Source organism: Propylenella binzhouense (assembly GCF_009866965.1).
In the GTDB taxonomy this organism is placed as follows: Bacteria; Pseudomonadota; Alphaproteobacteria; order Rhizobiales; family Afifellaceae; genus Propylenella; species Propylenella binzhouense.
Genome location: NZ_SPKJ01000104.1, coordinates 1 through 12,816, shown reverse-complemented (window position 1 = coordinate 12,816; position 12,816 = coordinate 1). Strand labels below are relative to the sequence as shown.

General features: G+C 71.1%; 14 protein-coding genes. 6 read left to right on the top strand and 8 right to left on the bottom strand.

All coding sequences use genetic code 11. The annotated features are described in order from the left end of the window. Positions 1-180: 180 nt before the first annotated feature. On the top strand, positions 181-402 hold the full coding sequence (locus E4O86_RS19665) for a DUF2093 domain-containing protein (protein ID WP_161142254.1): 222 nt from the start codon (positions 181-183) through the stop codon (positions 400-402). Here the strand turns inward: E4O86_RS19665 and lpxK are convergent. The 6 genes from lpxK to E4O86_RS19635 all read right to left on the bottom strand — a co-directional run bounded on the left by lpxK (position 385) and on the right by E4O86_RS19635 (position 6,305). Continuing rightward, positions 385-1,419 carry a tetraacyldisaccharide 4'-kinase gene (gene lpxK / locus E4O86_RS19660; protein ID WP_161142253.1) on the bottom strand — a complete coding sequence of 345 codons (1,035 nt, stop codon included), beginning with the start codon at positions 1,417-1,419 and terminating at the stop codon, positions 385-387. The genes E4O86_RS19665 and lpxK overlap by 18 nt on opposite strands. Further along, complete coding sequence (locus tag E4O86_RS19655; protein ID WP_161142252.1) at positions 1,403-2,722, bottom strand: 3-deoxy-D-manno-octulosonic acid transferase; 1,320 nt, start codon at positions 2,720-2,722, stop codon at positions 1,403-1,405. The genes lpxK and E4O86_RS19655 overlap by 17 nt, the downstream gene beginning before the upstream one ends. Further along, positions 2,700-3,383, bottom strand: a complete 684-nt coding sequence (locus E4O86_RS19650) for a lysophospholipid acyltransferase family protein (RefSeq protein ID WP_161142251.1) — start codon at positions 3,381-3,383, stop codon at positions 2,700-2,702. The genes E4O86_RS19655 and E4O86_RS19650 overlap by 23 nt, the downstream gene beginning before the upstream one ends. Positions 3,384-3,392: 9 nt before the next feature. Continuing rightward, a complete protein-coding gene (locus tag E4O86_RS19645; RefSeq protein ID WP_161142250.1) occupies positions 3,393-5,141 on the bottom strand; it encodes an ABC transporter transmembrane domain-containing protein in 1,749 nt (582 codons plus the stop codon). A gap of 76 nt (positions 5,142-5,217) precedes the next feature. Beyond that, positions 5,218-5,469, bottom strand: a complete 252-nt coding sequence (locus E4O86_RS19640) for a DUF4170 domain-containing protein (RefSeq protein WP_161142249.1) — start codon at positions 5,467-5,469, stop codon at positions 5,218-5,220. Positions 5,470-5,489: 20 nt separating this feature from the next. Next, the gene (locus E4O86_RS19635) at positions 5,490-6,305 is read right to left on the bottom strand and encodes a 3'(2'),5'-bisphosphate nucleotidase CysQ (RefSeq protein ID WP_161142248.1); all 816 of its coding nucleotides are present in this window, start codon (positions 6,303-6,305) and stop codon (positions 5,490-5,492) included. 172 nt (positions 6,306-6,477) lie between these two features. Between E4O86_RS19635 and E4O86_RS19630 the strand changes: the two genes are divergently transcribed. Next, positions 6,478-7,011, top strand: a complete 534-nt coding sequence (locus E4O86_RS19630; protein ID WP_161142247.1) for a DUF6101 family protein — start codon at positions 6,478-6,480, stop codon at positions 7,009-7,011. Between the two features lie 5 nt (positions 7,012-7,016). Here E4O86_RS19630 and ubiA read toward each other — a convergent pair whose 3' ends face one another. Next, on the bottom strand, positions 7,017-7,949 hold the full coding sequence (gene ubiA, locus E4O86_RS19625; RefSeq protein ID WP_161142246.1) for a 4-hydroxybenzoate octaprenyltransferase: 933 nt from the start codon (positions 7,947-7,949) through the stop codon (positions 7,017-7,019). A gap of 131 nt (positions 7,950-8,080) precedes the next feature. Here ubiA and purD point away from each other — a divergent pair, with 131 nt between their 5' ends. The 3 genes from purD to E4O86_RS19610 all read left to right on the top strand — a co-directional run bounded on the left by purD (position 8,081) and on the right by E4O86_RS19610 (position 11,372). After that, positions 8,081-9,355: a phosphoribosylamine--glycine ligase gene (purD, locus tag E4O86_RS19620; RefSeq protein ID WP_161142245.1), complete on the top strand. Its 1,275-nt coding sequence runs from the start codon at positions 8,081-8,083 to the stop codon at positions 9,353-9,355. Continuing rightward, positions 9,348-10,436 (top strand): phosphotransferase family protein, encoded by a 1,089-nt coding sequence (locus tag E4O86_RS19615; protein ID WP_343039196.1) that lies wholly within the window; start codon positions 9,348-9,350, stop codon positions 10,434-10,436. Before purD ends, E4O86_RS19615 begins: the two co-directional genes overlap by 8 nt. 69 nt (positions 10,437-10,505) lie before the next feature. Continuing rightward, positions 10,506-11,372, top strand: a complete 867-nt coding sequence (locus tag E4O86_RS19610) for a patatin-like phospholipase family protein (protein WP_161142244.1) — start codon at positions 10,506-10,508, stop codon at positions 11,370-11,372. Positions 11,373-11,383: 11 nt separating this feature from the next. Here E4O86_RS19610 and E4O86_RS19605 read toward each other — a convergent pair whose 3' ends face one another. After that, positions 11,384-11,812: a nucleoside deaminase gene (locus E4O86_RS19605; protein ID WP_161142255.1), complete on the bottom strand. Its 429-nt coding sequence runs from the start codon at positions 11,810-11,812 to the stop codon at positions 11,384-11,386. A 60-nt stretch (positions 11,813-11,872) separates the two neighbouring features. On the opposite strand from E4O86_RS19605, the gene E4O86_RS19600 reads away from it, so the two are divergent. After that, positions 11,873-12,816: pseudouridine synthase (locus E4O86_RS19600; protein ID WP_161142243.1), on the top strand; the 944-nt coding region annotated here is incomplete at its 3' end.

Below are 12,816 nucleotides of genomic sequence, written 5' to 3'. Positions count from 1 at the left end.
GCCGGCGGCACGGCGGGCGCACCCCGCGGCCCTGTCCAGCCGGAGCCGCTCGTGCCGCTGCGGAGCGGGGAGGACGGCCGCGCCGCGCGCGAGGGAACCCGCCGGGAGCGGAAGGCCGATGCTGCGTGACACGCCCGCGCACCCCTTGGCCGCAACCCGGCCGGGCGCTAGAACGGCTCCATGAACAAGCTCGAGCGGACCGGCCGGGAAGGCGAGGCGCAATTGCGCTATCTCGACGGCGACTATCAGGTGATCGTGCCCGGATCCTTCGTCTACTGCACGGTGACGGGCGCGAAGATCCCGCTCTCGCAGCTCCGCTACTGGAGTGTCGACCGGCAGGAACCCTATGTCGACGCGAAGGCGTCGCTCGAGCGGGAGAAGGCCCTAGCGTCGGGGACTTGAATTCCCGCCGAGCGAAACGAGCCGGCGCCCGAGCGCCGCATCGATCAGCGAGAGCACCTTCCGCGTCTCCTGCAGCCGCATCCGCACCGGAAGGACGAGCGATTGCGCCGCGAGGCTGTCGGCCGCGCCGCCTCGCCCGCGGAGGCGGACGAGGTCCTTCTCCGTCGTGACAGGCGTGAGGCCTCCGCCGGCCGCGCGCTCCAGCACCTGCCGGCAGTCCTCCTCCGAATAGGTGTGATGATCCGGAAAGCGGAGGACCTGCCGGACATCCGCCCCCACTTCTTCCAGGGTCGCCTCGAACTTCCCGGGATGGGCGATGCCGCAGAAGGCCAGCACGGGGCAGCCCTTCAGCGCCTCCCCGCCCTCCGGCGCAAGCTCCGCACGGGCGACGGGCGTTCCGCGCCGCGCGGCACGCCGGATCGTCTCGACTGCATGCTCGCCCTCGCCGACGACGAGGAGGAGGTCCGTCCGGCGCAGCTGGTCCCCGAGCGGCGCCCGGAGCGGTCCGGCAGGCAGCACGAACCCGTTGCCGATCCCGAACCGGGCATCGAGCACGACGACGGAGAGATCCTTGGCGAGGCTCGGATTCTGGAAGCCGTCGTCCATGACTGCGATGTCCACGCCGAGTTCGGCCAGTCGCTGCGCGCCGGCCGGACGGTCGTGCGCCACCACGGTCGGCGCGGCGGCTGCGAGGAGAAGCGGCTCGTCGCCGACATCGGCCGCGCGGTGGCGCTCCGGATCGACGACGAGCGGCCCCCGCTCGACGCCGCCGTAACCCCGCGTCAGGAAGCCGGGATGGTGGCCCCGCGCCGCGAGGAGGCGCGCGAGCGCGATCGCCGTCGGGGTCTTTCCGCCGCCGCCGACCGTGAGATTGCCCACGCAGAGGACCGGGATCGGTGCCGCCCGGCCCGGCCGCGCCATGCGCCAGCCCGCGATCCGGCCGTAGCCGAGCGACAGCGGCCATAGCGACCAGGCCGCAGCGCCCCGCTTCGACCAGAACTCAGGCGCCAGCGGCACGAACCGGATCCAGCCGTGCAAGGAGCGGTTCGAGGGCGCGGATCGTCCGCTCCAGGGAACCGGCGAACCGGGCGACGCACGCCTCCGCAGCCGCCCCTGCCGCCCGGGCCCGCTCGGGCTCCGCCATGAATGCGCGCACCGCGCCCGCGAGCGCACCGGCATCCGCCACCTCGAATGCGCCGCCGGCCCGGCCGAGCGCACCATAGATCTCGGCGAAGTTTCCGACATGCGGCCCGTGCAGGATCGGAACGCCCAGCTGGGCCGGCTCGATCGGATTCTGGCCGCCATGCGGCACCATCGAACCGCCGAGAAAGGCGACGCGGGCGAGCCGGAACCAGAGCCCCATCTCGCCGATCGTGTCGGCGACGTAGACGGCCGTTCCCGGCTCCGGCGCCCGGCCCCCGCTTCGCAGCCGGGACGACAGTCCCGCCTTCTCGACGTCGCCGGCAATGGCCGGGCCGCGCTCCGGATGCCGGGGCGCGATGATGGTGAGGCAGTCGGGCGCTACGGCGGCGGCCATGCGATGGGCGTCGACGACGAGTTCCTCCTCTCCGGCATGCGTGCTCGCCGCCACCAGCACGGGACGCGCTCCGACCGCCGCCTTCAGCTCGGCGAGCACGGCCGGGTCCGCCGGCAGCATCGGCACGTCGAACTTCAGATTGCCCACCGTGACGACGTTCTCGATTCCGAGCTGACGAAAGCGCTCCGCATCCGCCTCGCTCTGTGCGGTGCACATGCCCGCCCGGCCGAACACCGCCCGCGCAACGGAGGGAAAGCGGTTCCAGGACCTGAACGAGCGGGGCGAGAGCCGGCCGTTGACGATGGCGAGCGGCACATCCCGGCGGGCGAGCCCGGCCACGGCCTGCGGCCAGATCTCCGATTCGACGAAGAGCGCGAGGTCCGGGCGCCAGTGGTCGAGGAACCGTCCGACCGATCCGGGCGTGTCGAGCGGCACGTATTGGTGGAATGCGCCTTGCGGCAGGCGTCGCGCCGCGATCTCGGCCGACGTCACGGTGCCGGTCGTGAGGAGAACCGCATGGCCGGAAGAAGTGAGCCGGCCGACGAGCGGCAGGACGGAATTGGTTTCGCCGACGCTCGCCGCGTGCACCCAGACGAGGCGGCCGGGCGGCCGCGGCCGGCCGGACCGGCCGAACCGCTCGCCGCGCCGGTGCCGGTCCTCCTTGCCCCGGCGGGCCCGGTGCTCGAGCAGAAGCCCGAGCGCGGGTTCGAGCACCCGTCCGAGGGCGGAATAGAGGGCGATCGCCACCCTGCCCGGCTCGTCAGCCGCGCCCGGCGAGCTCATCGGCGCGGTCCTGACATCGATTCAGCGCATCCTCTACATGCCGGCGCGCCCGGTCGACGGCGGCCTCGTCGGAATCGGCCGCCACGAAGACCGGCTCCCCCATCACCATCGCGCCGCGCCCCAACGGCAGCGGCAGCCGCGCCTTGTCCCACGTATCGAAGGTGACGGCAAACCGCGTGGCGACCGCAACCGGCACGATCGGCCGTCCGGAGTGGCGGGCAAGCGCGACGATGCCCGGGCCGCAACGCCGTGCCTCGCCCCGGGGCACGTCGGCCGTCAGCGCGACGTTGAGGCCGGACCGCAACGCCGTCAGCATCTCGAGAAACCCCCGGCTGCCCCCCTTCTGCGCCGATTTCAGCCGGTTCCGTCCGCCCGATCCGCGGATGACATGGAGCCCCATCGAGGCGGCCGCAGCCGCATTCACGTCGCCGTCCGCCGAGCGCGAGACGAGCACGGCAAAGTCCTGGCCGCTCCGCCGCATCAGCGGGACGAGCAGATGCTGGCCATGCCAGGATCCCACGATCACGGGGGCGAAGCCGTCGACGACATCCTGCGCGTCGGCCGGCTCGAAGACGAACCGCGTGCTCCGGCGGACGAGCTTCAGGTACGCGGCGAGGCTCCGCCCGAGAATGGCGCGGGCTCTCCCGCTCTCCTCGGCCATCCGTTCCCGTCAGCCCCGCAATGCCGAAAGCGCCGGCTCTTCGGTGGCGAACTGGGTTCCGAACATGCGCGAATACGCGCCGTTGCGCGCGAGCAGTTCCGAATGGGTCCCGAGTTCGACGATGCGCCCCTCGTCCATCACGCAGATGAGGTCCGCCCGCTTCACGGTCGAGAGCCGGTGGGCGATCATGAGCACCGTCCGGCCGGCGAGGAGCTTCTCCATCGCGCTCTGCACCTTCGCCTCCGCTTCGGCGTCGAGCGAGGCGGTGGGCTCGTCGAGAAGCAGGATGGGGGCGTTGCGGAGCATGGCGCGCGCAAAGGCGATCCGCTGGCGCTCGCCGCCGGAGAGCCGGCCGCCGGCCTCCCCGACGCGCGTCTGGTAGCCGTTCGGGAGCCGCATGATGAAATCGTGCGCCGCGGCGGCCTCCGCGGCGGCCGCAATCTCCTCCTGAAGCGCGCCCTCCGAGCCGTAGGCGATGTTGGAGGCGACCGTCTCGTCGAACAGAATGGGTTCCTGGGTAAGGAGCGCGATCTCGCTCCGCAGGCTCGCGAGCGTCACGTCGCGGATGTCCTGCCCGTCGATCAGGATGCGCCCGGCCTCCGGGTCGAAGAAGCGCAGCAGGAGGTTTATGACCGTGCTCTTGCCGGCGCCGCTCGGCCCGACCAGCGCCACCTTCTGGCCCGGCGCGATCTCGAGGTCGAAATCGGCGAGCACGCTCTTGCCCGCCTCGTAGCCGAAACCGACCCGCTCGAAGGTGATCCGGCCCTCGCTCACCTTGAGCGGCTTGGCGGAGCGCGATTCCGTCACGTGGGAGGCGTAGTCGATGATCGCGAAGACGCGGCTCGCCGCCGTCACGCCCTCGCTCAGCGAGGCCTGCGCGCTGGCAAGCGATTTCAGCGGCTGGTAGGCAAGCATGGCGGCCGTCATGAAGCCCATGAAGTGGCCGAGCGACACGTTGCCGTGTATGCCTTGCCAGCCGCCGTAGAGGATGGCTGCCGCGAAGCCGAGCCCGGAGAGCGCCTCCGTCACCGGCCCGACCGCCGCCCGCGAGCGCGCGGTTCGCATCAGGTAGTCGACGATGTTGCCCACGATGCCGCGGAAGCGCGCCGCCTCCTCCGCCTCCTGCCGATAGGCCTTGACGACGCGGATGCCCTGCAGCGTCTGCGTCAGCATGGAGCCGAGATCGCCGGCTTCCTGCATCGACCGCCGGACGGAACCGCTGATCCGCTTCTTCTGCCGGCCGAGAAAGACGATGGCGAGCGGCATGCCGGCCACCACCAGGCAGGCGAGCCGCCAGTCCATGTAGAACATCGATCCGACCAGGAAGAGGACGCTCAGTCCGTTCTTCACCATCGAGGTCATGGTCTTGGCGGCGGCGCGGTCGACGATCGGCGTGTCGTTGACGAAGGCCGATACGAACCGGCCCGAATGGGTGCGCTGGATCCAGCCGAGATCGGCATTCGCCAGCGTGTCGAACATCCGGATCCTGAGATCCGCGACGACCTGGTTGCCGAGCCACGCATCTGCCACCTGGGAGACCCAGTCCGCCGCGGCCCGGAAGGTCATGACGAGGATCACCAGCCCCGGCAGGACGAAGAGCAGCTGCTCGTTCTTGGCGACGAATACCTCGTCCGCCACCATCTGCATCAGGAAGGGGAGGACGCCGGAGGTCGCGGCCGTGGCCACCATCGCGGCGAGCCCGAGAACGAGCACCTTCCAGTTCGGAAGCACGCTCTCGCGGAAGAGACGCGTAAGCACGGCCCGTGTCGAGCCCTCTGCGAGGGACCAACCGTCCGGCTGCCCGATAGTCTGCGCGGCGAAGCCAGCGGAGGCGTCAGGTCGTGGCATCTGCCCCGCCAGGCTCCAGCAGCCGGTGCAGGTGGACGATGAAGTAGCGCGTCTGCGCATTGTCCACCGTCATCTGCGCCTTCTCCTTCCAGGCTGCATAGGCCTGCGCATAGTTCGGGTAGATCCCGACGATGTCGAGCTTGCCCAGATCGCGGAAGCGGAAGCCCTCAAGCGATTCGAGCTCGCCGCCGAAGACGAGATGGAGAAGCTGGTTGCCTTTCGGCTGCTGTTCGCTCACGTCGAGATCGCTCCGGATCGTCAGGCCGGGTGGCCGGCATGTTCCTCATCCCGGACGACCGCGCTCACTGCGGCGAGGAGCTGCGGCTGCAGAACGGCGTTGCCGGCGGCGAGCGCTCCGTGCCGGAGAGTCTCGCCGTTGTAGCGCAGTGCCTGCCCGTCGACGGAAGTCAGTCGTCCGCCGGCTTCGTGCACCAAAAGGTCTGCCGCCGCAAGGTCCCAATCGTGGGAGCGGGGCTTCGCGAAAGCGGCGTCGAGCCGGCCGTCCGCAACGAGCGCGAAGCGGTAGGCGAGCGAGGGAAGATAGGGTGCCTGGCTGGCGCCCAGCCGCCGGATCGTCTCGTGCCTGAACCAGCCCTTCGGGCCGCCGACCGAAGCCTCCTCCACGCTCGTGCGCCGGGAAACGGCGATGGGCTCGTTCTCCAGCTGCGCGCCACCGCCGGCGGTCGCGGTATAGAGGCGGTCGAGCGCGGGCGCGAACAGCGCTCCCGCCACCGGCCGGCCCTGACGCACGACGGCGATGCTCACGCACCAGCGCCGGTCGCCGGCCATGAAGCCGCGCGTCCCGTCGATCGGATCGACGACGAAGACGGCGTCGCAGCCGAGCCGCGCCGGATCGTCGGCGGTCTCTTCCGACAGCCAGCCATAGTCGGGCCGGGCACGGAGAAGGGCGTCGTTCAGGAACCGGTCGACGGCGAAGTCCGCCTCGGTGACCGGCGAGCCCCCTTCCTTCGCCCAGGATCGGCAGTCCCGCTTGAAATAGGAGAGCGCAAGCGCGCCGGCCTCACGCGCGGCGGCCGCGAGAAGATCGCGATCTGATCGGAACAGGTCGGTCATATTGCAGAGCAATATGGGATCGATCGCGCCAAAGCGCCAGCGATCCGCCTTGAGGTTTCGCTTACCTTCCCTGCCGGCAACTTGGGCTTAACCACGCCGGTTAAGCAACTTTCAGACCGGGGCTGCCTATGCTTCCCGCCTCGCTAAGGGAACGGCCTCGGAAGAGATGGACATGCGTCAGACAGAACCGGAAAGGGCCGAAGAAGGATCCGCCCGCCTCCCCGCCCGGACCACGCTTCCGCTCCGCTTTCAGGGTCGCGCCGGCGACGACATGCCGGTCACCGCGGTGATCGAGCGCCGCTCGGTCATGCTCTCGCGCCCGATCGCCGGCCTGCCCTGCCTGATAGAGGTCGCCGCCGCGACCTTCCGCGGCATCGCCGTCGTCGAATGCGAAGGCGTTCATCGCGTCAGGCTCGTCCACGACGATCCCGGCCTGACGCTCGACCTGACCGAGTCCGGAGACCGTGCGAGCGCGCTTGGCGAACGCGACCGGCTGGCAGCGGAGTTGCGCCTGCCGGCGCTTCTCGCCCCCGACGAGGGCGCCGTCGACGGGACCGAAATGCGCCTCGGCGGCATCCTGGCTTCCGCGGCCCGGGCAAGGCGCGTGCGGCTGAAGGCCCGCCCGCGCTTCCTGTCCCGCCGGCAGACCGGCGGCGAGCCGGAAGGCGCGCCTTTCGTCGGGCGCGAGATCATCGCCCGCACCTGAACCGTTCAGAGCCTGATCGCCGCGTCGAGGAGCAGCCCGGCGAAGATGATCCAGCCCGTGGTGCTGTTCGCCCGGAAGCGCCGGAGCGCGTTGTCGGTGTCGCCGGGCTCGAGCGTCGCAACCTGCCAGGCGAAGTGGAAGATCGCCGCGACGAGGCCGAGAAAGGCGAGCGGGCCGGCATCGGCCGCCACGAAGGCGATCCCCATCAGGAGCACCGCGATGCCGAAGAAGAGGGCGATTCCCGCCCGCGACCGCGCACCGAAGAAGCGCGCCGTGGAGCGGATTCCGACGATGGCGTCGTCCTCCCGGTCCTGCAGCGCGTAGATCGTGTCGTAGCCGATCGTCCAGGCGATCGCGGCCGCATAGAGCGTCACCGGGGCGAGGTCGAGCCGGCCGAACTGCGCCGACCAGCCGACGAGCGCGCCCCACGAGAAGGCGAATCCGAGCACGACCTGCGGCCAGTCGGTAACGCGCTTCGCGAAGGGATAGCAGGCGACGACCAGCAGCGAGGCGAAGCCGAGGACGACCGTGAAGCGGTTGAACTGCAGCAGGACGAGGAGACCGACCAGCGACTGCAGCACGAGGAAGACGAGCGCGGCACGCGGCGTCACCTGGCCGGAGGGGATAGGCCGGTTCCGGGTGCGCGCCACATGCGCGTCGAGATCGCGGTCGATGAGGTCGTTATAGGTGCAGCCCGCCCCGCGCATCGCGATCGCGCCGACGAGGAACAGGAAGATGTGCCAGAGCGGCGGGAACGGCCGGCCGGCCGCGATCGCCGCGAGCGCCGCCGACCACCAGCACGGCCACAGAAGCAGCCACCACCCGATCGGGCGGTCCCAGCGGGCGAGCCGGCCGAAGGGCTTCAGCCAAAGCGGCGCGTAGCGGTCGAGCCAGTTGCGGGGCGCGGCGTCCGGCAGGCCATGCGCATCGACGGTCATGGCGGATTGCTGGCGCGGCGCGGCGCCGTCGTCAAGCGCGCCGAATGCTTTGGCGCATGCGCCGCTTCATGTTTCTCGGTGCGCCTCTGCCATGTTAAGCGACCGCCGGACGACGTTCTGGCGGGGGTTTCATGCGCGTGCTTCTGATCGGCTCGGGGGGACGGGAGCACGCGCTCGCCTGGGCGCTCTCCGCCTCTCCTCTGCTGACCGAGCTCTTCGCCGCGCCGGGCAATGCCGGCATCTGCGAGATCGCGCGCTGCGTGGCCCTCGATGTCGCGGATCACGCCGCCATCGTCCGCTTCTGCCGGGAACAGGCGATCGGCCTCGTGGTGGTGGGACCGGAAGTGCCCCTCGTCGCCGGCATCGTCGACGACCTCGCCGCGGCGGGCATCCGCGCCTTCGGCCCGACCCGGGCAGCGGCAGCGCTCGAAGGCTCGAAGGCCTTCACGAAGGAGCTCTGCCGCGAGGCCGGCATCCCGACCGCCGGCTACGCCGCCTTCGCGGACCGCGATGCCGCCATGGCTCATGTCGCTGCGGCGCCGCTGCCGATCGTGGTGAAGGCGGACGGCCTCGCCGCCGGCAAGGGGGTCACCGTCGCCTTGCGGCGGGACGAGGCCGAAGCGGCAGTCGATGCGGTCTTCGCCGGCGGCCCCGCAATGGTCGTGATCGAGGAGTTCCTCGAAGGCGAAGAGGCGAGCTTCTTCGCGCTGTCCGACGGGCGCACCGTATTGCCGTTCGCCACCGCGCAGGACCACAAGCGCGCGTTCGACGGCGACGCGGGACCGAACACCGGCGGAATGGGGGCCTATTCGCCGGCGCCCGTCATGACGGAGGCACTCGTCGAAGCGACCATGGAACGGATCGTGAGGCCGACCGTCGCCGCCCTCGCCGCCCGCGGCATTCCCTATCGCGGCGTTCTCTATGCCGGCCTGATGATCTGCGCCGACGGACCGAAGCTGATCGAGTACAATGTCCGCTTCGGCGATCCGGAATGCCAGGTCCTGATGATGCGGCTCAAGGACGACCTCCTCACGTTGATGGCGGCGACGGTCGACGGCGTGCTCGACCGCACCAGCATCCGCTGGCACGAGGATGCTGCGCTCACCGTCGTGATGGCGTCCCGGGGCTATCCGGGCGCCTACGCAACGGGCAGCGAGATCCTGGGCCTCGACCGGGCCGGCGCCGCCGAGGGCGTGGAAATCTTCCATGCCGGCACGAGGCGCGAGGACGGGCGCGTGCTCGCCGCCGGCGGCCGGGTTCTCGACGTCACCGCCCGCGGCGCCTCGGTGGCCGAGGCCCGGGAACGCGCCTACCGGGCCGTCGACCTCATCGACTGGCCCGAGGGCTTCTGCCGCCGCGACATCGGCTGGCGGGCAGTCGCGCGCGAACGCCAGGGCCGTGCCTGACCGGCAGGCCGCCTTTTCCGGCGTGCGGGCGGTGCCGGAGCACCTCGCCCTCGATGCGGACCGGCTCGACGCCTGGATGGCGGCCCATGTCGAGGGCTATCGCGGGCCGGCCGAGCTCGCGCAGTTCCGCGGCGGCCAGTCGAACCCGACCTACCTCGTCACGGCCCGCTCCGGCCGGTACGTGCTGCGGCGCAAGCCGCCCGGCCCGCTCCTTCCCTCAGCGCACGCCATCGAGCGCGAGTACCGTGTCCAGCGCGCCCTTGCCGGCGCAGGCTTTCCCGTGGCGCGCGTCCACGCCCTCGAGGAGGACCCGACAATCCTCGGCACCGCGTTCTACGTGATGGACCACGTCGCGGGCCGGGTGTTCTGGGAGCCCTGGATGCCGGGTTCCGATCCCGGCGAGCGCGGCGCCGTGTACGACGCGATGAATGCCGCGCTTGCCCGGCTCCACAGCCTCGACCCCGCAGCGATCGGACTTTCCGATTTCGGCCGCCCGGCCGGCTATGTCGCACGCCAGGTCAGGCGCTGGTCGGAACAGTACAGCGCGAGCGCCGCCGAGCCGGTCGACGCCATGGACCGCCTCATGGACTGGCTGCCGGCCCACCTTCCGCCGGAGGCGCCCGCCCGGGTCGTCCACGGCGATTTCCGGCTCGACAACCTCGTCGTCGCGCCCGCCGCGCCGCAGATCGCCGCCGTGCTCGACTGGGAACTCGCGACACTCGGCGACCCGATCGCCGACTTCACGTACCATCTCATGCAATGGCACATGCCGGCGGAACTGCGGGGAGCCGGCACCGCCTCTCTCGCGGGCCGCGATCTCGCCGCGCTCGGCATCCCTGCGCTTGCGGATTACGTCGCGCGCTACGAGGCACGCACCGGCCTTGCCGTCCGTGCCCATCTCGGGACCTATCTCGCCTACAATTTCTTCCGGATGGCCGCGATCCTCGCCGGCGTCGCCGCCCGGGGCCGCGCCGGCAATGCGGCAAGCGCGCAGGCGGCCCTCTCGGCCGGCGAAGTCCGGCCGCTCGCCGAGATCGCCTGGCAATTCGCCCGGGGTGCGAACTCTGTTACCGGCTCGTAACAGAGCTTGATCCATACTGCCTTGCCGAAGCGGCGGGCCAGCCGCATCCTCTTGCGAGGAAGGAAGATCATGGCCTCGGACAGGAGCGTAGGGCTGGCGCTCGGGGGCGGAGGCGCCCGCGGCATCGCCCATATCCTGGTGTGTGAGGTGCTCGACGAACTCGGCGTCGAACCGGCCCTGGTCGTCGGCACGTCGATCGGCGCGATCGTCGGCGCGGGCTATTCGGCCGGCATGAGCGGCCGCGACATGCGGGAGCGCGCCTGCGAGTTCTTCGGCAGGCGGCGGGAGGTGCTGTCGCGGCTGTGGCGCGCGCGGCCGATCGGTTTCGCGGACATGCTGCGCGGCCGGCAATTGTCGCCCCAGTTCGATCCGGAGCTCATCCTGGAGATGTTTGTTCCGGGGATCGAGTGCCTGCCGGAAACGTTCGAGGACCTGCGCTTCCCGCTCAGGGTGGTCGCCTGCGATTTCTACGGCTGGACGGAATCCGTCACCGGCTCCGGCCCGCTCAGGCCCGCCATCGCGGCGTCGATCGCGATTCCGGCGATCTTCCGGCCGGTCTTCCTCGGCGGCCGGGTCCAGATCGACGGGGGCGCCTGCAATCCGCTGCCCTTCGACCTCCTGGACGGCGTCGATCTCTCGATCGCCTGCGACGTGGCGGGCGGCCCGAGCGGCGATCCGGAGCGCCTGCCCGGCGTTATCGAGACGGTCGTCGGCGCGGCGCAGATCTCGATGCAGTCGATCATCGCCGAGAAGCTCAAGAGCCACCAGCCCGACATATTGGTGCGGCCCGAGACCAACGGCGTGTTCGTGCTGGACTTCCTGAAGTCCGAGGCCATCCTCGCCATGAACGGGGCGTTCAAGGACGACCTGAAGCGCCGGCTCGGCCACGCGCTCGAATCGCCCTTTGCCGAGGCACCGCTCGCGCTCGCCACCTGAGCGGGCGCCGGTCAGCGCCGTTCGGCGAAGAAGGCACGCAGCAACTCCGCGGCCGCCCGCTCGCCGATCCCCGAATAGACCTCGGGCCGGTGATGGCAGCTCGGCTGCGCAAAGAAGCGGACGCCATGCTCGACCGCACCTCCCTTCGGATCGCCGGCGCCGAAATAGAGGCGGCGGATGCGCGCGAAGGCGATCGCGGCCGCGCACATCGCGCAGGGCTCGAGGGTGACGTAGAGGTCGCAGCCGGAGAGCCGCTCCGCCCCGCGTTCCGCGGCCGCCTGGCGGATCGCCAGGATCTCGGCGTGGGCGGTGACGTCGTTGAGTTCCCGCATCCGGTTGCCCGCGACGGCAACGGCGACGCCGTCGCAGACGAGGACCGCGCCGACCGGCACCTCGCCGCGCGCAGCCGCCTGCCGCGCCGCATCGAGCGCCCGGTCCATGAAGCTGCCCGTCGTCCCGACCACCTCGCCTCGCCCTCCCCCTTCTGCTAGGGAACCGGCATGACTGGCGGCGCGGACGGCAAAAGGCAAGGCGGAACGGAGGCCCCGAAGGCCGAACGGATCGCGAAGGTCATCGCGCGCTCCGGCCTCTGCTCGCGCCGCGATGCCGAGCGCCTGATCGAGGAGGGCCGCGTCGCGGTCGACGGCCGCGTCCTCGCCTCGCCTGCCTTCACCGTGACCGGCTCGGAGCGGATCGTCGTCGACGGCAATCCGCTGCCGGCCCGCGACAGGACCCGGCTCTGGCTCTTCCACAAGCCGAAGGGCCTCGTGACCACCAACCGCGACCCGGAGGGCCGGCCCACCATCTTTTCGGCGCTTCCCGCAGACCTGCCTCGGGTGGTCACGGTCGGCCGGCTCGACATCAACACCGAGGGCCTCATCCTCCTCACCAACGATGGCGGGCTCGCGCGCGTGCTCGAGCTCCCGGCGACGGGCTGGCTCAGGCGCTATCGCGTGCGGGCGCACGGAGAGATCGACCAGGCGGCCCTCGACGCACTCTCCCGCGGCGTCACCATCGACGGCATGATCTATGGCGGCATCGAGGCGATTCTCGACCGGGCGCAGGGCAGCAATGTCTGGCTGACGATCGGGCTGCGGGAGGGGAAGAACCGGGAGGTGAAGCGGGTGCTCGAGCATCTCGGGCTCGCGGTCACGCGGCTCATCCGGATCTCCTACGGACCGTTCCAGCTCGGCGATCTCGAGCCGGGAGAGGTGCGCGAGGTGCGCGGACGCGTGCTCCGCGACCAGCTCGGCGAGAAGCTCGCGCGCGCCGCGGGGGCAGATTTCGAGACGGCGCCCGCCTCGCCCGCAAGACCACCGGAAGCTTCGGCCAAGGCGGGCCGACCCGCGCGGCGGCCGGCGCCCGCCGAGCCGAAGCCGGCCCGGGAGAAGCCGCTCCGGGAAGCGGCCGGCCGTCCTGGGAAGGCGCGCCGGCCGGACGAGCC

Excerpts from the sequence above, each read along its gene's own strand:
- E4O86_RS19665 (WP_161142254.1), top strand. The coding sequence starts at position 181 with ATGAACAAGCTCGAGCGGACCGGCCGGGAAGGCGAGGCGCAATTGCGC.
- E4O86_RS19655 (WP_161142252.1), bottom strand. The coding sequence starts at position 2,722 with ATGAGCTCGCCGGGCGCGGCTGACGAGCCGGGCAGGGTGGCGATCGCC.
- E4O86_RS19650 (WP_161142251.1), bottom strand. The coding sequence starts at position 3,383 with ATGGCCGAGGAGAGCGGGAGAGCCCGCGCCATTCTCGGGCGGAGCCTC.
- E4O86_RS19635 (WP_161142248.1), bottom strand. The coding sequence starts at position 6,305 with ATGACCGACCTGTTCCGATCAGATCGCGATCTTCTCGCGGCCGCCGCG.
- E4O86_RS19630 (WP_161142247.1), top strand. The coding sequence starts at position 6,478 with ATGCGTCAGACAGAACCGGAAAGGGCCGAAGAAGGATCCGCCCGCCTC.
- ubiA (WP_161142246.1), bottom strand. The coding sequence starts at position 7,949 with ATGACCGTCGATGCGCATGGCCTGCCGGACGCCGCGCCCCGCAACTGG.
- purD (WP_161142245.1), top strand. The coding sequence starts at position 8,081 with ATGCGCGTGCTTCTGATCGGCTCGGGGGGACGGGAGCACGCGCTCGCC.
- E4O86_RS19610 (WP_161142244.1), top strand. The coding sequence starts at position 10,506 with ATGGCCTCGGACAGGAGCGTAGGGCTGGCGCTCGGGGGCGGAGGCGCC.
- E4O86_RS19605 (WP_161142255.1), bottom strand. The coding sequence starts at position 11,812 with ATGGACCGGGCGCTCGATGCGGCGCGGCAGGCGGCTGCGCGCGGCGAG.